The sequence below is a fragment of the Agrobacterium fabrum str. C58 genome, from assembly GCF_000092025.1.
Taxonomy (GTDB): domain Bacteria; phylum Pseudomonadota; class Alphaproteobacteria; order Rhizobiales; family Rhizobiaceae; genus Agrobacterium; species Agrobacterium fabrum.
In genome coordinates this window covers 683,770-704,224 of sequence record NC_003062.2, presented here as the reverse complement: position 1 = coordinate 704,224, position 20,455 = coordinate 683,770, and the positions used below count along the sequence as shown (strand labels likewise).

The 20,455-nt window shown below is 61.5% G+C and carries 18 protein-coding genes; 6 read left to right on the top strand and 12 right to left on the bottom strand.

All coding sequences use genetic code 11. The features are described 5' to 3' along the window. Position 1: 1 nt before the first annotated feature. Both ATU_RS03465 and ATU_RS03460 read left to right on the top strand, forming a co-directional pair. Positions 2-631, top strand: coding sequence for a 2-dehydro-3-deoxy-6-phosphogalactonate aldolase (locus ATU_RS03465; protein ID WP_010971083.1), 630 nt, complete (start codon positions 2-4; stop codon positions 629-631). 4 nt (positions 632-635) lie between these two features. Beyond that, positions 636-1,523 (top strand): SMP-30/gluconolactonase/LRE family protein, encoded by an 888-nt coding sequence (locus ATU_RS03460; RefSeq protein ID WP_010971082.1) that lies wholly within the window; start codon positions 636-638, stop codon positions 1,521-1,523. A 276-nt stretch (positions 1,524-1,799) separates the two neighbouring features. On the opposite strand, the gene ATU_RS03455 is transcribed toward ATU_RS03460, so the two are convergent. Together ATU_RS03455 and ATU_RS03450 are read right to left on the bottom strand one after the other, a co-directional pair. Beyond that, positions 1,800-3,152: a putative bifunctional diguanylate cyclase/phosphodiesterase gene (locus ATU_RS03455; RefSeq protein WP_006313185.1), complete on the bottom strand. Its 1,353-nt coding sequence runs from the start codon at positions 3,150-3,152 to the stop codon at positions 1,800-1,802. An 86-nt stretch (positions 3,153-3,238) separates the two neighbouring features. Then, positions 3,239-4,858, bottom strand: coding sequence for a response regulator (locus ATU_RS03450; protein ID WP_046033496.1), 1,620 nt, complete (start codon positions 4,856-4,858; stop codon positions 3,239-3,241). Positions 4,859-5,266: 408 nt separating this feature from the next. Here ATU_RS03450 and mutL point away from each other — a divergent pair, with 408 nt between their 5' ends. Then, positions 5,267-7,087, top strand: a complete 1,821-nt coding sequence (mutL, locus tag ATU_RS03445; protein ID WP_006313182.1) for a DNA mismatch repair endonuclease MutL — start codon at positions 5,267-5,269, stop codon at positions 7,085-7,087. 152 nt (positions 7,088-7,239) lie between these two features. After that, positions 7,240-7,473, top strand: coding sequence for a DUF2093 domain-containing protein (locus tag ATU_RS03440; RefSeq protein WP_010971080.1), 234 nt, complete (start codon positions 7,240-7,242; stop codon positions 7,471-7,473). On the opposite strand, the gene lpxK is transcribed toward ATU_RS03440, so the two are convergent. The 6 genes from lpxK to ATU_RS03410 form a co-directional block, all read right to left on the bottom strand. Further along, on the bottom strand, positions 7,470-8,516 hold the full coding sequence (gene lpxK / locus ATU_RS03435; RefSeq protein WP_010971079.1) for a tetraacyldisaccharide 4'-kinase: 1,047 nt from the start codon (positions 8,514-8,516) through the stop codon (positions 7,470-7,472). The two genes, ATU_RS03440 and lpxK, sit on opposite strands and share 4 nt — an antisense overlap. 204 nt (positions 8,517-8,720) lie before the next feature. Continuing rightward, complete coding sequence (locus ATU_RS03430; RefSeq protein WP_010971078.1) at positions 8,721-9,458, bottom strand: HAD family hydrolase; 738 nt, start codon at positions 9,456-9,458, stop codon at positions 8,721-8,723. Next, positions 9,452-10,774 (bottom strand): lipid IV(A) 3-deoxy-D-manno-octulosonic acid transferase, encoded by a 1,323-nt coding sequence (gene waaA / locus ATU_RS03425; protein ID WP_010971077.1) that lies wholly within the window; start codon positions 10,772-10,774, stop codon positions 9,452-9,454. The genes ATU_RS03430 and waaA overlap by 7 nt, the downstream gene beginning before the upstream one ends. 214 nt (positions 10,775-10,988) lie before the next feature. Next, a complete protein-coding gene (locus ATU_RS03420) occupies positions 10,989-11,228 on the bottom strand; it encodes a DUF4170 domain-containing protein (protein WP_006313175.1) in 240 nt (79 codons plus the stop codon). A 61-nt stretch (positions 11,229-11,289) separates the two neighbouring features. Continuing rightward, the gene (locus ATU_RS03415) at positions 11,290-12,096 is read right to left on the bottom strand and encodes a 3'(2'),5'-bisphosphate nucleotidase CysQ (protein ID WP_010971076.1); all 807 of its coding nucleotides are present in this window, start codon (positions 12,094-12,096) and stop codon (positions 11,290-11,292) included. A 93-nt stretch (positions 12,097-12,189) separates the two neighbouring features. Next, on the bottom strand, positions 12,190-13,536 hold the full coding sequence (locus ATU_RS03410; protein ID WP_010971075.1) for a TldD/PmbA family protein: 1,347 nt from the start codon (positions 13,534-13,536) through the stop codon (positions 12,190-12,192). Between the two features lie 116 nt (positions 13,537-13,652). Here ATU_RS03410 and ATU_RS03405 point away from each other — a divergent pair, with 116 nt between their 5' ends. Further along, positions 13,653-15,485, top strand: a complete 1,833-nt coding sequence (locus ATU_RS03405; RefSeq protein ID WP_010971074.1) for a monovalent cation:proton antiporter-2 (CPA2) family protein — start codon at positions 13,653-13,655, stop codon at positions 15,483-15,485. A 47-nt stretch (positions 15,486-15,532) separates the two neighbouring features. Here the strand turns inward: ATU_RS03405 and ATU_RS03400 are convergent, their stop codons facing one another. The 3 genes from ATU_RS03400 to ATU_RS03390 all read right to left on the bottom strand — a co-directional run bounded on the left by ATU_RS03400 (position 15,533) and on the right by ATU_RS03390 (position 19,093). Next, positions 15,533-16,459: a patatin-like phospholipase family protein gene (locus ATU_RS03400; RefSeq protein WP_010971073.1), complete on the bottom strand. Its 927-nt coding sequence runs from the start codon at positions 16,457-16,459 to the stop codon at positions 15,533-15,535. An 86-nt stretch (positions 16,460-16,545) separates the two neighbouring features. Next, positions 16,546-17,103 carry a 16S rRNA (guanine(966)-N(2))-methyltransferase RsmD gene (gene rsmD / locus ATU_RS03395; protein ID WP_010971072.1) on the bottom strand — a complete coding sequence of 186 codons (558 nt, stop codon included), beginning with the start codon at positions 17,101-17,103 and terminating at the stop codon, positions 16,546-16,548. Next, positions 17,084-19,093: a pseudouridine synthase gene (locus ATU_RS03390; protein ID WP_010971071.1), complete on the bottom strand. Its 2,010-nt coding sequence runs from the start codon at positions 19,091-19,093 to the stop codon at positions 17,084-17,086. The genes rsmD and ATU_RS03390 overlap by 20 nt, the downstream gene beginning before the upstream one ends. A gap of 71 nt (positions 19,094-19,164) precedes the next feature. Between ATU_RS03390 and ATU_RS03385 the strand changes: the two genes are divergently transcribed. Further along, complete coding sequence (locus ATU_RS03385) at positions 19,165-19,623, top strand: nucleoside deaminase (RefSeq protein WP_010971070.1); 459 nt, start codon at positions 19,165-19,167, stop codon at positions 19,621-19,623. Positions 19,624-19,677: 54 nt separating this feature from the next. Here the strand turns inward: ATU_RS03385 and ATU_RS03380 are convergent, their stop codons facing one another. Beyond that, positions 19,678-20,316 (bottom strand): hypothetical protein, encoded by a 639-nt coding sequence (locus ATU_RS03380; protein ID WP_035256286.1) that lies wholly within the window; start codon positions 20,314-20,316, stop codon positions 19,678-19,680. Positions 20,317-20,455 lie beyond the last annotated feature (139 nt).

Genomic DNA, 20,455 nt, shown 5'->3' with positions numbered 1-20,455 from the left:
CATGCGTATTCCCTTCCCTTCCATCAAATATCCGCTGATCGCCATTCTGCGCGGTCTGAAACCCGAGGAAACCGAAGGCGTCGTCGGCGCGCTGATCGAGACCGGCTTCCGCGCCATCGAAATTCCGCTCAACTCGCCCGATCCGTTCCGCTCGATCGAGATCGCCGCCAGGATGGCCCCGGCCGATTGCCTGATTGGCGCCGGCACCGTGCTCAGCGTGGAAGACGTGGCATCGCTGGATGCGGCAGGCGGCAAGCTGATGGTGAGCCCCAATGCCGATGCCGAGGTCATTACCGCCGCGCGTGAAAAAGGCATGGTAACGATGCCGGGTGTTCTCACCCCCACCGAAGCGCTGGTGGCCGCAAAGGCCGGAGCGACGGGGCTGAAGTTTTTCCCCGCCAGCATCATCGGCCCTTCCGGCATCAATGCCATCAGGACGATCCTGCCGAAGGAGCTGATCATCGCCGCCGTCGGCGGTGTCTCGGACAAGAATTTTTCCGACTATACCTCGGCCGGCATTCGGGCTTTCGGTCTCGGGACCAGCCTTTACAAGCCCGGCATGACGGCGGCGGAGGTGCGTGAACGCGCCACTGTCACACTCGCGGCCTATGATGCAGCCATCGGAGGATAAGAGCTTGGCGACCGTTTTTCCCTTTGCAGGACGTGTTCTGGACGAAACGCCGATGCTGCTTGGCGAAGGCCCGACCTTCGACCCCGCCAGCGGCACCGCCTGGTGGTTCAATATTCTCGAGCGCGAACTGCATGAGCTGCATCTCGCCTCCGGCCGCAAGACCGTACATGCCCTGCCCTTCATGGGCAGCGCGCTCGCCAAGATCAGCGACAGCAAGCAGCTGATCGCCTCCGATGACGGGCTTTTCCTGCGCGACACCGCGACCGGCGTGCTGACATTGCATGCGGAGCTGGAAAGCGACCTGCCTGGCAACCGTTCCAATGACGGGCGCATGCACCCATCCGGCGCGCTGTGGATCGGCACCATGGGTCGCAAGGCCGAAACCGGCGCCGGCAGCATCTATCATGTCGCCAAAGGCAAGGTGACGAAGCTTTTCGCGGATATCAGCATTCCGAATTCGATCTGCTTCTCCCCCGACGGCACAACGGGTTATTTCGTCGATACCAAGGTGAACAGGCTGATGCGGGTGCCGCTCGATGCGCGGACCGGTCTTCCCACCGGCAAGGCCGAAGTCTTCATCGATTCCACCGGTATCAAGGGCGGTATGGACGGATCGGTCTGCGATGCCGAAGGGCATATCTGGAATGCCCGTTGGGGTGAAGGTGCGGTTGATCGTTACGATACCGATGGCAATCACATCGCCCGATACGAGGTGCCCGGCAAACAGACGACCTGCCCGGCCTTCATCGGCCCCGACGCTTCGCGCCTGCTCGTCACCTCCGCCCGCGAACATCTCGATGACGACGCCATTACCGCAAATCCGCAGCATGGTCTGACATTCGAACTCGGTATCGAGGTGAAGGGCAGGTTCGAGCCGCTTTACAGGCTCTGAGGCGCGGCAGCGGCCTGCCGCAATAACAGCGCCTGGGGCGCCTTTCAGGTAAGGGCGCTATAGCCCACCTCCCTCATTCCTGTGCTTGTCACAGGAATCCAGTCAGCCCAAGTCCTTGGGCTATAGGGACTCTTTCGCCGCGCAGACGCGCGTCGGCTGGATTCCTGTGACAAGCACAGGAATGAGGGTTGGGGATGTGCCGGCACATATAGTGCTCGGCTTGGCTAGACAACGCAACGGAATGATCAGCAAACGTTGCGGCAAAGCTATGTTACATCAGGAAATATCCGACAATATCTCGCGATAATTCTCGTGCAGGTAACGCTGGGTTGCCGCAGCGTCGACGGGGCGGCCGTAGAAATAGCCCTGCCCCATGGCGCAGCCAAGCGCACGCAGTTTTTCTTCTTCCACCCGCTCCTCGATCCCCTCGGCCACAACCTCGAGATCAAGCCCCTCGCACATGGCGACGATGGCCTTGATGATGTGTTCGGAGGGGCGGTCGCTGCTGATGCGCGAGACGAAGGCGCGGTCGATCTTCACCTTGTCGAAGGTGAAGTCACGCAGGCGGCCGAGGCTCGACTGGCCGGTGCCGAAATCGTCGAGCGAGATGCGAACGCCGGCACTCTGCAATTCGCTGATGATGCGCTGCGCGGTATCGGCTGACGTCATGACCGCCGTTTCGGTGATTTCCAGCTCCAGCCGGTGCGGATCGAGGCCGACACGCGAGAGAATGGAGAGAATATTGTCCGATGTGCTCGGGTCCATCAATTGCGCGGAAGACAGGTTGAAGGACAGGAACAGCTCACGCGGCCAGAACAGGGCCGCTTCCGCCGCTTTGCGCAGCAGGGCTTCCGACAGCGCATCGATGAAACCGCGCTCTTCGGCTAGCGGCACGAAGACTGCGGGCGACACGAAGCCGAGATCGGGATCGTTCCAGCGGGCGAGCGCCTCGAAACCGATGACCTTCGCCTCCTCCAGCCGAACGATCGGCTGGAAATGCACGTCGATCGCATCGGTGATGATCGCGTTTCTGAGCGCCTGTTCCAGCTGCGTGGCGCGCTTCATTTCCTGCGCGATCTCACGCGAATAGACGGTGATCTGGCCGCGGCCGCGACGCTTCGAGCGGTAAAGCGCGGTCTCGGCGCTTTTCAGCAGATCCTCGTATTCATCACCGGCGAAGGGATAAATGGCGAAACCGAAAGAGGAGGACAGGCGGACATTGCGATCGCCGAGATCGTAAGGGGCCGACAGCACGTCCTTGATCATGTTGCCAATGCGCTCCGCGCCGATGCGCTCGAAAATCAGCGGCAGCACGAAGGCGAATTCGTCGCCGTCATGGCGCGTCACGATGGCGCCATCGGGAATGCAGGCCTTCAGCCGGTGCGCCACCTGGCACAGGATTTCGTCACCCGCCTGGACGCCGAAGAGATCGTTGATGGGTTTGAAACCGTCGATATTGGCAATGCCGACCGTAAAGGGTGCCGGATCGCTGGATCGTTCACTGGCGAGCATGCGAATCTTGTCCCGCAGACGGTAGCGGTTGCCGAGCCCCGTCAGCGGATCACTGTAGGCCATCGCCTGCAGCTCGTTCTGGCTGACCTGCAACGATTGCGGCTCTGCCCGTTTCATTCCTGCATCTCGTGAATCCTGTGTCGACCGCGCTCACAATGCAGGGCAAGTATTAAAAAAGCCATAGCCTCCCGACAATGGAAATTTCAGGCCTGCAGCCGCAGGACATCCTTGCCGATAAGCCGCAGGAAAACCGCCTCGACCATGTCAGGGCTTACGGGTTTCAGCAGCATGTCGTCCATGCCGGACGCCAGGCATTTGTCGAGATCGCCCTCGAAGGCATGGGTGATGACACCGACGATGGGAATATGTTTGTCGCCGGCGAGATCGCGCATGCGTTGGGCGACCTCGAAACCGTCGATATCCCCGAGCGTCGTATCGAGAAGGACGACGGATGGCGACTGTTCGACAAAAAGGCGCAAGGCCTCCTCGCCGGAGGTGGCGAGCCGCCAGGAAAGTCCCAGCCCCTCGAGGATTTGCGAAAAGACGATCTGGTTGACCCTGTTGTCCTCAACGAGAAGGATATCGCAGACGCTGCCGGTTCTGAGCATTTCCGGCAGGTCGTCGGTCATGATCTCCCAGTCCTCGTCCTCGGCTTTCTCCTTCGGTGAGGATTTCAGCCCGACGGCGAGATAATGCATGAGCGATGCATCGATCTCCTCTTCCTCGATGGTGACGACGGGCAGGCCGTGGGCGGCGGCAATATCAAGGCATGCGACGCTCATCTGGGCGTCGACGACGACCACGTCGATGCCCACACCGGCGGAGGCAGCGACATCGATGAAGGCGCGCTGTTCGTCCTCGCTCATCACCGCCGCATGATCCATGCCGCCGGCAGCCAGCCGCTGGCCGGCGGCCTCCGCAAAACGTGTGTTTTCGGAGACGATCAGCACCGCCTTGCTCTTCAAAAGCCCGCTGCGGCCGTCCGTTTCCTCATCCTTGCCATAGGTGGAGGCCACGAAGGGAACATGTTCGAGCGAGGGGATGACAGGCATGCCGTTCGCATCGATGGTGGCGAGAGCGGTCACGTCCTCCATCGTCGTTACCAGAAAATATCGGCCGGGCCTGCCCACGCGCTGCTTGCGGGTGATCGTCAGAACCTCTTCGCCATTCAGGCGTCTCACTCTTTCAGGAATGATGCTCGGCGTGCCGCTATCCAGGACCATGCGGTCCGCGGCATCGATCCGGCGGGCGACCTTGCGCGAATGCAGATCAAAAACGGTGCGGCCGAGAATGCTCTCGGCGCTGGTTTCAACCATGGTGCAGGCGGCTTTGTTGACGGCCGCATAAGCGAGGTTTCGATCCTTGACGAGAACCGGAAACGGCAGATTGTCGAGAATGTCCTCAATGAGCTGGACACGCTCGAGGTCGAGGCGCCATTGCTCTTCGCGTTTCTTCTGTTCGGAAATATCGGCAACCACGCTGATGCCGAGACCAGACGGCAGACGGTTCATGACGAAGCGCAGGAAGCGCTCTCCCTTCAGCCGCTCGGTCTTTTCCGACCGTTCCTTCCAGTGCAGCGCCAGCCGCTCGCCGATCCATTCCTCCCGGCCGAGCTGGCGGGCATTGCTGGAGAGACTTTCCGCCTCCAGCAGATAACAATCGTAAAGCGCGCTCAGATAGTCGCGCAGGCGCGCGCCCGGACTGGCGACGGCCTCTTCCAGCGGGAAAAAGCTCAGGAGTTTCCGGCTTGCGAAAATAATGTGATCGTTTCGGTCGTAAACGACGATCGCCGCGCCAAGCGCGTCGCAAAGGGCATCAAGCATCACCGTATGAACGCCCGCGCCAGAGGACGCCAAATCACTCAACTGCAAACTCCCACCTGTTTTTCTGGATCAGGCTTATGTTTCTATTGGAATCGTCCAGGGCAGATGCCGGGATGAAACGACAAATTCCGAAAAAGAGACATCAGGGTTCGCCACTTGAAGCAGTCGTGAGGAGAAGATGACGCTCACCCATAGTCGACGTCACACACCACCCGGCGAAGGGGGCCTCGTTTCTGCGGTCATTTCAAGCTGCCCCACCATATTCATGGCCGATTAAAGGCGGATTAACGCTTAGCCGTCTCTTGACCGAAATGATCAAATGCCCGGAAACCTGCAAAACATGTGCAAATGTCCGCCACCCCGGTTTTTTGCTTTCGAAGCTGCAGCGAATCCGCGAAAATGACGATCATGGCCATCAAGCAGCTTTCAGAAACCCTCATCAACCAGATCGCCGCCGGCGAGGTCATCGAAAGACCGTCCAGCGCCACGAAGGAGCTTGTCGAAAACGCCATCGACGCGGGCGCTACGCGGATCGAGATCGCCACGGCGGGCGGTGGCAAGGGGCTGGTGCGGATTACCGATAACGGCTCCGGCATGTCACCCGCCGATCTGGAGCTTGCGGTCAGGCGTCATTGCACCTCGAAAATTTCTACGACGCTGGATGACATCCGCACGCTCGGATTTCGCGGCGAGGCCCTGCCCTCCATCGGCTCGGTCGCAAAGCTGACGATCACCAGCCGGCAACAGGGGGCAGAACAGGGTTCGGTGATTTCGGTTACCGGCGGCAAGGTGTCTGACGTGCGACCGGCAGCTTCGAATGCCGGCACCATCGTCGAGGTGCGCGACCTGTTCTTCGCCACACCGGCGCGGCTGAAATTCCTGAAGACGGAACGGGCGGAAGCGGCCGCCATCACCGAAGTCGTCAAACGGATGGCGATCGCCTTTCCGCATATCCGCTTCGTGCTCTCGGGCACCGACCGTTCGACGCTCGAAATTCCCTCGACCGGCGACGACCACCTTGCCCGCATGGCGCAAATTCTCGGCGCGGAGTTCAAGGATAACGCGATCGAAATCGATGCCGGGCGCGAGGACGTGACGCTGACAGGCTTTGCCGGCGTGCCGACCTTCAACCGTGGCAACTCGTCGCATCAATATGTCTTCGTTAATGGCCGCCCGGTGCAGGACAAGCTGCTTTTATCGGCCATTCGCGGCGCCTATGCCGAGACCGTGCCGCATGGGCGCTATCCGGTCGCGGTGCTGTCCATCACGCTCGACCCTGCCTTTGTTGATGTAAATGTGCATCCGGCGAAATCCGACGTGCGGTTTCGCGATCCCGGACTCATTCGCGGGCTGATCGTCGGCGCGATCCGCCAGGCGCTGACGCGTGACGGCGACAGGGCGGCAACGACGGGCGCCAGCCAGATGATGAACGCCTTCCGCCCCGGCTACAGCCCGTCCGGTCTAAGACCCTCCCCCTCCGCGACATGGTCCGCCGCCACCTCGCCGTCGCGGCCGCTCGCCGTTTCCGGGGACATGCAATTTGCCGAAGCGGCGCAATCGCGCTTCTCCGACATCACCATGCCGACCGCACGGGCGGAACCTCGCGAGGCTTATGAAGCTTCCCAGAGCCCTTCGCCGGAACCGGTGCTTTATCCGCTTGGAGCGGCACGGGCGCAACTGCACGAGAACTACATCATCGCGCAGACGGAAAACGGCCTCGTCATCGTCGACCAGCATGCCGCGCATGAGCGGCTGGTGTTCGAGGAAATGCGCAATGCCCTGCATTCGAGGCGTCCGCCCTCACAGGTGCTGCTCATCCCTGAAATCATCGACCTGCCCGAGGAAGATTGCGACCGGTTGATGGATCACGCAGCCGGTTTCGACGCGCTTGGCCTCGTCATCGAACGTTTCGGGCCGGGCGCAATCGCGGTGCGGGAAACGCCGGCCATGCTCGGCGAAGTCAACGTGCAGGGGCTGGTGCGCCAGCTAGCCGATGAGATCGCCGAATGGGACGCCGCTTCCACGCTTGCCAACAAGCTGGAATATGTGGCTGCGACCATGGCCTGCCACGGCTCGGTGCGCTCCGGCCGGCGCATGCGGCCGGAGGAGATGAACGCGCTTCTGCGGCAGATGGAAAACACGCCGGGTTCGGGCCAATGCAATCACGGCCGACCGACCTATATCGAACTGAAACTTTCCGATATAGAACGGCTCTTCGGCCGCAGCTGACGCCTACATTGAATGGCAAGGCAGGCGGGGGTGGCCTTGCGCCGCGCCGAGCTATATAAATTTGGGACATTGGAGCATCCGGATTGTTCAGGAAAACGCTACGCCGTTTCGGACTGGGTGCCCTTGCAGGACAGAGCAGGAGACGAAAACGGATGAACAGATTTGAAGGAGGCGGCAACCGCCTCGCCGTCATCGAATATCTCGACGGGGACTTCCGCATCGTCCAGACCGGCTCGCATGTCCTCTGCGCCGTCACGGGAAAGACTATTCCGCTCGATGAGCTGCGCTACTGGAGCGTGGCGCGTCAGGAGGCCTATGTGGACGCGGCGGCTTCGCTGGAGGCGGAGCGGAAGGCTGGCGATTTGCCGGCCTCAGTCGGGCTCTAAGTTGACGACCGTGCGTTGTCCCGCAGCAGGCGCGCGCGGCAGTTCACCACCGCCGTCTCGATAACAGTTCCGGCCGCATTGGGATCGTCGAATACCATGTCGATTTCGATCACCTGACTGTTCCACAGCAGCTCTTCCGCCCGGCCGTGATGTCCGTTGAGCCGCACCGCATCCTTGGCGGTCGTCACCAGCTGCAAATTCTCCTTGCGGGCATCCTTGAGGAGATCGTCGATTTCATCATCGCTGAAATGATGATGATCCGGAAAGGAGCGGCTCAGCACGATGTCGCCGCCAAGCGCCTCGACGGTGCGATAGAATTTCGCCGGATCGGCGATACCGGCGAAAGCCAGCACGCGCTTTCCCCTGAAATCCTCCGGCTCCTGCGGCATGATCGCGGCGACGAAGACGGGTTTGGCGGCCTTTGCCGCCTGCCTCACCAGCGGATCGGCCGCGTGGCCCTTGCCGACCTTCAGCAGTCCGGTCATCTGCCGCATCTGTTCTGCCAGCGGCGCCCTCACCGGGCCGCCGGGCACGAGATGGCCATTGCCGATGCCGCGCACCGTATCAATAACAACGAGCGCGTAATCCAGCGTCAGGCGGGCGCTCTGGAACCCGTCATCCATGATGATGAGATTGACGCCTTCCTTTACCAGCCGGTGTGCGCCCTCCACGCGTCTGCGCGAAATGACCGTTACCGCCTCGCGCGCCAGGAGAAGAGGTTCATCTCCGACAGCGGCGGCGCGATGGTGCTGCGCATCCACAAGAGTGGTGACGTCAAGCGTGCCGCCATAACCGCGGCTGAGGAAGCCGGGCTTCATTCCCCGTGCGACGGCGGCTCTGGCGATGGCTATCGCCGTCGGTGTCTTGCCTGCCCCGCCGACCGTGAAATTGCCGATGCAGATGACCGGAACGGGAACGTTTGCCCGTTTTGCCGTGCGCATGCGCCGGCCGGCGACCTTGCCATAAAGAAGCGAAAAAGGTGACAGGAGCCATGCCTGCCAACCTGCTTTCTGCCACCAGAAGGGCGGCGCTTCAGAAACCATCTATTCCTGCTCCCGGCCGCGTCGCCCACGGCATTCCGTTCGCTATTCACATCTGGGAGGTTGTTTGCCAGAAAAAACCGTAAATTGCAAAAATGGAATAAACGGCTTTCCACGTCTTGCGGCGGGAAGGACTCTTTTTTCAGCAAAGGACTTGGGCGGGCTGGATTCCGGCACAAGCCCGGAATGACGGAAGCTGAGCTCTTCTTAGACCGCCCGTTCCGGCAAAAGGGCCTCAAGTCCGGTGATGTCGTCGAAACAATAATGCGCATCCGCACCAAGGCTTTCGCGCGAGCCGGTCCCCGTCAGAACGGCGATCCGCAGACCGGCGCCGGCATTTTTGGCCATGTGCAGATCGTGATTATTATCCCCGACAACAGCCACGCGTTCCGGCGGGAAACCGATCGCCTCGCAGAAACCGAGAACCATGCCGGGCTGCGGTTTGGTGCCGTAACCGCTGTCATAACCCGCTACAAAATCGATATCTTCTTCGAAACCGAAGCGGATGGCCGTCTGGCGGATGGAATTTTCATTGTCGCTGGAGGCGATGCCGAGCTTGTAGCCGCGCGCCTTGAGCCTTGCGAAAAAGGCCTTGAGATCAGTGACCGGCACGGATTTATCCGCGGCCTCGGTGAACAGCCGGTCGAGGCGTTGCGTCAGTTCGACAACATCGCAGGATGAACCGGCGGCGACCAGGCCGGCGGCGATTTCCGCCGTGTTGCCGGCGGCGAGCAGGCTGTCCGGCACCACATGGCCGGTGACGGGGTCCATGCCGCAGGCTGCGAGAAGCCGGTCGGCGAGTGCTGCGTCACCCTTGGCGGCAATCGACGCGAGTTCGCGGTTTACCGGTCCCCAGCTCGCGTCGTAACCTAACAGCGTGCCGTCCTTGTCGAAGAGCACAGCGGCGATCGACTGTGCCGCATCAAGTTCGATATCCGCTACCATGAACCGATGGCGCTCCGCGGTTGCAGCTTGGCCGAAACGGTGAGCGGGTTGATATAGGGCTCCAGCGCCTTGACGGTGGAGGAGAGCGCGCCGCGCATATCCTGAATGACCCGGTTGCCGGCGTCGATCATCTTGTACCGCTCATTGTCGTTGACCAAGAGATAATGCACCGCCTTGGCCAGCATCTCGACATCACGGATGATGCGACCACCGCCGGCGCGAATCAGCTTCTGATAGGCCTCGCGGAAATTCTGCACATGGGCACCCGACAATACGGCGCAGCCGAGCATGGCCGGCTCCAGCGGGTTCTGCCCGCCCTCGGCCGTCAGCGAGCGGCCGACAAAGGCAAGTTCGGTCAGCCGCAGGTAAAGCCCCATTTCGCCGATGGAATCGCCGAGGAAAATATCGGTTCCCGGGGTGATCACATCATTGCGGCTGCGGCGGGCGACGGAAAGGTTCATGCCCTTCAGCATGGCCTCCACATCATCGCCACGCTCAGGATGGCGCGGCACGATGATGGTCAGCTGGCCGTTGCGCGACTTGATCGCCGCGTGAACTGTAGCGGCTGCCTTCTCCTCGCCGTCGAAAGTGGAGATCGCCGCCCATGTCTTGCGATTGCCGACCTGTTTGCGATAGCTCTCCAGTAGCGCCTCGTCGCAGGGCGGCGGGTCGGTGTCACCCTTGAGGTTGCCCGAAATCACCACCGGCCAGGAGCCGAGATCGCGGAAACGTTCGGCATCGAGATCGGACTGCGCGACCACCAGCGCCAGCTTGGAAAACAGCGATTCCGCAATGTCGTGGCGGGCTTTCCAGCGGTCGAAGGAACGATCGGAAAGGCGCGCATTGACCCTTATCTGCGGGATGTGCCGACGCTCCAGTTCCATCATCGTCACCGGCCAGATTTCCGATTCCGCCGTTATGGCCGCATCCGGCGCCCAATAGGTCAGGAAACGGTTGACCGCGATCTTGATGTCGAGCGGCACATATTGGTGGATCACGTCGTCGCCAAGCCGGGTGCGGGTCAGTTCAGCGGAGGTGACGGTGCCGGTGGTCAGAAGCACGAAGATATCGCGCTTGCGGATTTCGCGGATCAGCGGGATGAGGGCAAGGGTTTCGCCAACACTTGCAGCATGGAACCAGACGAGCGGGCCACGCGGGCGCTCGGCGCTGGCGTAACCGAAACGTTCAAGCCGGCGGCGCTTGTCTTCCTTGCCTTTTGCCGCCCGATAAGAAAGGTAGGGTCTGGCAAAGGGATAGGCGGCGATACCGGCGATCCGGTAACCCGAAAGAGCGAAGCGTGCGAGACGGCTGCTCATGACATTCTGTCCTTGATCATTCCGCGCAATGCCTGCCCCTGTTCTTGTTGTTGTCGCCGCCTACTTCTTCTTAAATTGCGTCATTTTTTGTCATGGCAAATGAAAGCGCGATCACATTTTCTCGCTCCGTTATTCCCGGCCTGCGCCTCTTGCGCAGGAATCACGGGAAAAACCGCCTTCACCCAATAGTATTACAACGCAAGGGGAAAAGGACTCAAATTTTGTCGTCAGGATTGAGAAGACGGTGCATATGCACGATAAAATAACGCATATGGGCGTTATCAACCGTCATCTGCGCCTTGGACTTCCATGCGGTCAGCGCGGAAGCGTAATCCGGATAGATGCCGACGATATCGAGCGCGTTCAAATCCCGGAACTGAACATCCTGAAGGTTTTCAAGTTCGCCGCCGAAGACGAGGTGCAGCAGCTGTTTCGGTTTGCCAGTTTCCGTCATGTCTTTATCTCTTTCTTAAACGCTGAGAGAGGCCTTCATCTGCGGGATTTCCCGGCAAACGTCAACCGTCAGACAGATGTGAAAACGCTTTCAAAAGTGCAGGCAGCGCATAATCTGCTGCGGCGCACAATGCGGGGTGGTTCACCTCGCGGCGATTATACATCAGAGGTTTGCCATCGAGGCCGACAAGCTGGCCGCCGGACCGCTCAAGGATGAGATCGGCGGCGGCGAGATCCCACTCATGCGAGTTCGCCTTGACCAGCGTTCCATCGATGCGGCCATCCGCTACCATCGCCAGCCGGTAGGCAAGCGAAGGGACGTGCGGAATGCGCTCGACGGTGTTGCGCAACGCTTCCGGCAGGTGCGCGATCGCTTCCGCCGCTGCGGCAAGATGGAAGGTTCCGCCATTGTCACGGGTTGCCGAGATGGCGGCTCCGTTCTTCAACGCCATGCCGCCTTCCACCGCGGTGAACTCCTCCGCCAGCGCCGGCGCGACGAGCACGCCGACGACCGGCCGACCCTCATGGACCACCGCAACGCTGACGCACCAGGTATCCCGACCGCCGATGAAGGCGCGGGTTCCGTCAATGGGATCGACGACGAAGACGGTGGAGCGCGACAGCCTCTCCGTATCGTCATCCGTCTCCTCGGAAAGCCAGCCATAGTCAGGCCGGGCGGAGCGAAGAATGGTTGCGAGAATGTCGTTGGCGGCATAATCCGCCGCGCTGACCGGCGAAAGCCCGCCATTCTTCCACCAGACCTCGGGGTCCTTGCGGAAGAAACCCAGCGCCGTCTCGCCCGCCTTGCGGGCGGCTCCGAGAACCAGCCTCAAATCGGAGGCCCAGCGGGCCTCAGCCATATCGTTCATTTTGCCGTCTTTTCCGCGCGCCTCAAACGGCGCGCCCGTTTTTCTCTTCGCACTTGCACATAAAGTGCCCGCGAAAACAACCCGCAGGCCGCATCACTTGCCGGCGATCGTCATGCCTTCGATGGCGAGCGTCGGTGCCGCGACACCATATTTGCGGTCGATATCATTGGCAGGCGTCACCCGCATGAACATGTCCTTCAGGTTGGACGCGATGGTGACTTCGGACACGGGGAAGGATTTTTCACCGTTCTCGATCCAGAAACCGCTGGCACCGCAGCTATACTCACCTGTCAGCATGTTGGCGCCGTGACCAATCAGTTCGGTGACGTAAAAACCGGTTCCGATCTGCACCAGCAATTCTTCCGGTGAGAGATCGCCCGGCTCCAGCGCCAGGTTGGTGGAGGCAGGCGAGACCGAGGTGCCGCCGCGCACGCCGCGGCCATTGGTTTCAAGGCCAAGCTCGCGCGCCGCCGAGGTGGAGAGGAACCAGTGTTTCAAAACACCATCCTCGATCATCGTCATCTTCTCACCCCTGATACCCTCGCCGTCAAAGGGACGGGAGGACGGGCCGCGCACGATCTGGGGATCGTCGGTGAGATAAAGGCCTTTTTTCAGAATCTGCTGGCCCATCTTGTCGCGCAGGAAGCTGGTCTTGCGGGCAACCGAAGCACCATTGATCGCACCGGCAATGGCGCCGACGAAACCGCGGGCGATACGGGGATCGAACACCACAGTGATATTGCTGCCGGTATCGACCTGACGCGGGCCGACGCGCCGCACCACTTTTTCCCCGGCGCGGCGACCGATCTCTTCGGCTGTATCCAGATCAGCATAATAAAGGCGGCTATCGTAATCGTAGTCGCGCTCCATCTTCGTGCCTTCGCCGGCGATGACGCTGACGGAGCGGCCGAAGCGGCTGCCCATATAGCTGCCGGAAAAACCGTGTGAGGTGACGAGCACGAGCCCGCCCATGCCGCTCGATGCGCCGGCACCGGAGGAATTGCTGACGCCCTTGACCGCCAGCGCCGCCTCTTCCGAGGCAAGTGCCGCTTCCCGAAGCTGATCCGCCGAGACTTCCGTCGCGTCGAAAAGCTGGAGATCGTCATAGGATGTCGCCAGCCGTTGCTTGTCCGCAAGGCAGGCAAAGGGGTCTTCGGGGGAAACCTTCGCCATGGCGACGGCCCGTTCGGCAAGGGTCTTCAGATCAAAACCCGGATTGGCCGAAACGCTTGCCACCCGGCGGCCAACGAAGACACGCAGGGAAAAATCATCGCTTTCGGAGGATTCGGTGCTTTCCACCTTGCCAAGCCGCACGCCGACCGATTGCGAACGGGAGCGCACGACAACGGCATCCGCCTCATCCGCACCGGCGGCACGGGCGAGATCGACAAGCTGGCTGGCGCGATCGAGAAGTTTGGAAGAATCTATTTCTGAGGACATGAGTTGGCCTTTCATTCCTGTTCCATTTATTGTGCCAGCAACCCTGCATCAAGGGCGAAACGCCGCTTTCTCCATTCAGACGGCTCCATCGCCACCCTATTTGAAAGTCCGCCCGCATGACCGAGCACGACGCTCTCTTTTCCGAACCATTGCTGCTTCTGGCCGGCGCGGTCATCGCGGCCTCCGTTTTCCGCAAGCTAGGTCTTGGCACCGTGCTCGGTTATCTGGTGGCCGGCATCATCATCGGGCCGTTCCTGCATCTCGTCACGGATGCGAAGGACATCTTCAATGTCTCGGAACTCGGCGTGGTTTTCCTGCTCTTCATCATCGGGCTGGAACTGAAACCCTCGCGCATCTGGCAGATGCGGCGCGATATTTTGGGCCTCGGGCTGGCGCAGGTGCTGGTGACGGGTAGCGCGCTGGCGGCGATTGCCTGGTGGGCGGGGCTGATCGACGCGCGGGGAAGCGTGGTTGCGGGTTTCGGCCTTGCGCTTTCCTCCACCGCTTTTGCGCTGCAGATTCTGGAAGACGACGGCGACATGAATACGCGCCACGGCAACCGTTCCTTCTCGATCCTGCTGTTTCAGGATCTTGCCATCGTGCCGCTTCTGGCGCTCGTGACCATTCTCTCCAACCGGCCGGATGTGCCGACGGATTCGATGGCTTACGATCTCGTCGCCTCGGTCGTTGCGGTGGCAGGCATGGTGCTGGCCGGACGCTTCCTGCTGACGCCGATGTTCCAGATCATCGCCCGCACGGGTGCGCGCGAAGTGATGATCGCGGCCGCCCTTTTTGTCGTCATCGGCGCGGCCGCCATTATGGAGATGGTGGGCCTGTCGATGGGCATGGGTGCGCTGCTGGCAGGGCTGATGCTGTCGGAATCCTCTTACCGGCATGAGCTGGAGGCCGATATCGAGCCGTTTCGCGGGTTGTTCCTGGCGCTGTTCTTCATGGCCGTCGGCATGTCGCTGCATATCAATATCGTCTACGAGCACATCGTCCTCATCCTCATCGCCGTGCCTGTCATGATGGCGGTGAAGGCGGCCCTGATCTATGGTCTTTGCCGCATTGCCGGTTCGTCGCGTTATGCGTCGAGCCGCATCGCGCTGCTTCTGGCGCAGGGCGGCGAATTCGGTTTCGTGCTTTTCACCACGGCCGCCGCGTCCGGCCTGTTTCCGCAGGCCACGGCCTCGATCCTCGTCGCCGTCGTCACGCTCTCCATGGCGCTGACGCCGGTTCTGGCAGTGATTTCGCGGCGGCTGACCGCGGAGGATGCGGAAGAGGACAAGCTGGAAGAGGATTTCGACGGGGCGGGTGCGGATGTGCTGATGATCGGCTTTTCCCGCTTCGGCCAGATCGCCTCGCAGATCCTTCTTGCTGGCGGCCGCGACGTGACTGTCATCGACAGTTCGGCCGACCGTGTGCGTCAGGCCGCCCGTTTCGGGTTCCGCATCTTTTTCGGCGATGGCACCCGCAAGGATGTGCTGATCGCAGCCGGTATCGAACGCGCCGATCTGGTGGCGGTCTGCACCCACAAGAAGGAGGTCACCGACCGTATCATCGACATGATCCAGTCGGAATTTCCAAGCGTGCGCATCTATGCCCGCTCCTATGACCGCATTCATTCCCTCGACCTCAGGAAAAAGGGCGTGGAATATGAAATCCGAGAGACGCTGGAATCCGGCCTGCTGTTCGGCAGGCGCATTCTGGAAGGGCTGGATATGGACGCTGAAAGGGCACTTGCCATTTCCGACGACATCCGCGAACGCGACGAACAGCGACTGGAGCTTCAGGCCGTCGAAGGCCTCGCGGCCGGACGGCAGATGCTGCACAACAAACCCGTGCGCGAAGTGAAGCCGGAACCGCTGATGAAGCCGAAGAACAAGGCGGAGAAGCGGGAGGAGGAAGAAGAGGATATGGAGGAAAGCGAGACGGAAGTTTTACTGTAGTGTCAAATAAGCGGCCCCCGCTCGGCTTCCTATTCAGGGTGTAACGCTCAAGCCTCCACGCCCTGCCCGCGGTGAAACAACTCCACCTGCATCTCGATCTGGCGTTTCAGATCATCCTTGATGCTGGCCGACGCATTGAGCACCTCCTCCGACTTCAAAAAATCCAGCACGCCGAAACGGTGCACCGGTGGGCGCAGGAAAATGTGCGGCGGGCGCAGCCTCAGTTTTAGAGCAATCGCCGCCTGCATCATCAGCTGGCTGGCGCCGAACAGGCTATCCAGCCGGTTCGGCATGGTGCTGCCATCGCCTTCCGGGCCGCCGACCACATCGACACCGATGACGATATCGGCGTGTTCAAGCAGATGCTCATAAGGGACCGGATTGAAAATGCCGCCATCAATCATGATACGGCCATCGATACGAACAGGCATGAACAGCGCCGGTATGGCGGCGGATGCGGCGAGTGCCTGGATGATCTCGCCGCTTTCCACCACCACTTCGGTCTGGGCGTAATAATCTGTCGTTATCACCTTCAGCGGGATGGCAAGCTGCGAAAAATCCTTCGGCAGGGCCTGCGGCATCAGGGCATGAAGGATGAGTTCGAGATTGAACTGGCCGAGGCGAAAACCGTGGGCCGCATGGCGCATCGATGCCGGGCCGAGGCTCCAGAGCCGGTGTGCCACCGAGCCCTTCCGGCCCATGAGTTCAAGCGTATATTCGCGGATTTCGCGGCCCGACATGCCGGCTGCCATGCCCGCACCAATGATGGAGCCGATGGAGGAACCGGAGAGCATCACCGGCCGGATGCCGAGTTCATCCAGCGCCTCGACGATGTTGATGTGGCAGATGCCGCGGGCACCGCCACCGCCGAGCGCCAGTCCGAATGTCGGCTCGTGGCCGCTGCCGCCAGCGCCCTTGAGGACGTCCTCCCCCGCGCGGACGATCGTGACGCTGTCGTTGCCAGCCTGCTCCATGCGAAACACCCTAAAAGATTACCACGGCAAAGGCTCTGCCTATTGCGCAAACAAGACAAGACCGTGGCGTGACGGGAAGGCTCCCGTCAGGGCTCGTAGCGGTAGAAATGCATCTTGGTATCACCGAAAATCCGGCTTTCGAGCAGCTTGAATACCGGCTCGACCGTGACCGTCACATCGCCGCGCTCTTCCAGAATGGCGAGCGCGCCTGATGTCAGCCAGCCGCCGGCATGGGCTGCAGCGAAAGCCTTCTCGCCATGGCCATGGCCATAGGGCGGATCGGCGAAGAGAAGATCGAAGGGCTCGATATTGTTGACGCCACCGAGCTTGGTGGCGTCACGCCGCAGGATACGGGCGCGGCCATGCAGGCCGAGCGCATCGATGTTTTCCCAGAGCAGTCCCCTGCCCTCGACGCCGTTTTCGACGAAGAGCGCCACCCGACAGCCGCGCGACAGGGCTTCCAGCCCCACCGCGCCGGTTCCGGCAAAAACGTCCAGCACGCGCGTACCGTCAAGACTTTCCGGATAGGCGTGGCTCAGGATGTTAAAGAGGCTTTCCCGCGTCCTGTCGATGGTTGGACGAATGGAATTCGATTTCGGCGCGGCCAGTGTCCGGCCGCGGAACTCACCGCCTACGATCCGCATTACGTGTCATTCCCCTGCCACCAGAAGGTTTGCCACCCGGGCCTTTGCCGCCCGGCTTGCCGCCGCCGGGGCCATTGCCACCGGGGCCTTTACCCTTGCCCGAAAAACCGGAGCGTTCGCCACGCTCGCCGGATTTGCCGAAGGACGGCTTGCCCGATGCGGGCCTGCCGCCGGGTTTACCGCCTCTGGGCTTGTCGCCGAAAGGCCGGTCACCGCGCGGACGATCACTGCCGGGACGATCTCCCTCTTCGCGGGGCTTGTCACGGAACGGGCGTTCGCTGAATGGCTTTTCGCCACGCGCGGTACGATCGCCAAAACTCTTCTCGCCACGCGGACGGTCGCTGCGTGGGCGATCGCCGTCTTCGCGAGGCCGGTCACGGAACGGACGGTCACCGAAGGGTTTGTCGCCGCGTGCGGGGCGATCACCGAAGCTCTTTGTTCCGCGTGCAGGTCGATCCCCACGGGGGCGATCGCCGTCTTCGCGGGGGCGATCCCGGAATGGCCGGTCGCCGGAGGGTCTGTCGCCAAAAGGTTTGCCGCCGCGTCCACCGCGATCGCCAAAGCTCTTTTCGCCGCGGCCAGGACGGTCACCGCGTCCGCGGCCACCTTCTTCTTCACGGGGGGAGTCCGAACGAATCCACTCGCCTTCGGCGTCAGCATGCCGCACGACGTTACGGCGGGCTTCATCCTGCGCAGACGGCTTCTTGAACAGGCTTTCAGCTTCAGCGCGGGCTGACGACTTGCGTTCCTTGCCATCGCGGGTGGGCTTTGCGCCAGGTGCCATCCAGACATTGGCGGTGCGGCTGGTGCCGGCGGGCGGGCGGGGGCGACGATCATCGCCCTCGTCGTCATTGCGGCCCTTGCCACCGAATTTTCCGGCAGGCTTGGCGCCAAACTTGCCAGCGGGCTTGTCGCTGCGCTTGGTATCCAGACGGCCGAGCGCCTTTTCGCGGCGGTCTTCCGGCTTGCCGGCTGCTTTTTCAAAACGCGGCTTGCCCTCAGGCGCGTCGCTCTTTGCCCATTCGGACTTGGCGCGCTTAGCCGGCGCCTCTTCCTCATCGTCGACAGATGTATTGTAGATCGGCGCGTCGAAATTGGCGCCGGCCTCTTCGATCAGGCGCGGGCCAAGCTGGTCACGCAGCATGCGGCCGCGCACTTCCAGCACCTTGCCCTCGGGCAGATCACCCAGCTGGAACGGGCCATAGGAAATGCGGATCAGGCGGTTAACCTCAAGACCGAGCGCGCCGAGCACGTTCTTGATTTCGCGGTTCTTGCCTTCGCGCAGACCCATGGTGATCCAGACATTGTGGCCCTGGGTACGGTCGAGCGTTGCGTCGATCGCGCCATAAAGCACGCCGTCAACGGCAATGCCGTCCTTCAGCTTGTCCAGTGCTGCCTGATCGACCTCGCCATGGGCGCGCACGCGGTAACGGCGCAGCCAGCCGGTGGTCGGCAGTTCCAGCACGCGGGAAAGGCCGCCATCATTGGTGAGCAGCAGCAGGCCTTCTGTATTGATATCGAGGCGGCCGATGGAGAGCACGCGCGGCAGTTCACCCGGCAGATTATCGAAAACGGTCGGGCGGCCTTCCGGGTCGGAATTGGTCGTCACCAGGCCGGCGGGCTTGTGGTAGAGCCAGAGGCGGGTGCGCTCCGCACCGCGAATCGGCATGCCGTCCACTTCGATCTTGTCGGAGAGCGTGGCGTTGACCACCGGCGTATCCAGCAAGACGCCGTTCAGCGACACGCGGCCTTCCATGATCATGCGCTCGACATCGCGGCGCGAGGCAACGCCGGCGCGCGCCATGATTTTCGAGATACGCTCGGGCTTGCCGGCACCAACCACTTCGGCCGTGGCGGCAGAAGCGGGCGCAGCCTTGGCTTGCGCCGGTTTCTTTTCACGCTCTGCAGCGGGTTTGCCGGGGCCTTTCGGCTTCCTGTCGCCGCCAAAAGTTTTGCCGCCGTCACGCTTCGGCTTGTCTTTAAAAGTCATTTGCTATTTGCCTGTTGTTTGGGCTGTCCTATCAGGTCCAAGCACAAGGGTTAAGAGGAAATTGAACCGCAATGGCCGAAAGGACGCATTTCATGGAACTGGCGCTTGTCGAAGCCCGTTCCGCCGGCGAGCGGGATGAGGTTCCGATCGGCGCCGTGCTTGTTCTGGATGGCCGCGTCATTGCCCGTTCCGGCAACCGCACCCGTGAATTGAACGATGTGACCGCGCATGCCGAAATCGCTGTGATCCGCATGGCCTGCGAAGCGCTGGGACAGGAACGCCTGCCCGGTGCCGATCTTTACGTTACGCTGGAGCCCTGCACCATGTGCGCGGCGGCGATTTCATTTGCCCGTATCCGCCGCCTTTATTACGGCGCGCAAGACCCGAAGGGCGGCGCTGTGGAGAGTGGCGTGCGCTTCTTCAGCCAGCCAACCTGCCACCATGCACCGGATGTCTATTCAGGACTGGCGGAAAGCGAAAGTGCTGAAATCCTGCGGCAATTCTTCCGCGAGAAACGTCTCGACGACTAAGCGGCCGGCGGGAGGCACAAGCTTTCCCGCAGGCCCATCAGCCCGTCATTTTTCTCAGAAGGGGTTCCACCAGCTCTTGCCGGTGTTGGCGACAGCCGCTTCTTTCTTGCGGCGCTTTTCCTTTTTCTGTTCCGGCTCACCGAGATCGGTCAGCTGATCCTGCGGAACGCTGCGATATTCAGCCGGCGGATCGGTCAGGAACTTGCGCTGGGCATTAACGACGGAACCGCCCTGGGCATCGGCCTTGGCCTTGCGGAAGGCTTCCCACTTCTGGCTTTCGGTCATCTGGCCGGCGGTGCCGTTGCCGGCGAGCAGCGGCGAGCGGTAATGCGGGTTGTTCTTGTTGGCATCCGCCTCATCGCGCAGACGTTCGCGGGTTTCTTCCGGCGATTCGACCCATTGCGGGTTGTTTTCGCGGTTGGCCATGTTCTGCTGCGGCGTGGTCAGCTGTTCGGCACGGGCCTGGGCGGGAACGACGAGACCCGGGCGGGGGCCGTATTTCAGGTTGCGCTTGCTCTGGTCGCCGGTGATCGAGGTCGCGTTGCCGAGATCGTCGACGAGCTGTTCGGCAGCCGTCTTGCCCGTACCGTAGGTCGGGCTGGTGCAGGCGCCCAGCAGCACGCCTATCGTCGTGACGCCAACAACCGTGCGAAACATGCCCAAACCCTGCGCATTACCCTGCATCGTCTTCATTGAAACCCTTCCAGCCGTCCGTCCCACTTCGCCAGACATCGTCTTTCGGCAGGCGGCAGCCCGCATTGCCGTGCAAATCCGGCCATTTTCAGGCAGGTGTACCGGATGAAGAGGCAAAGCGCAATTCATCCGGCCATTT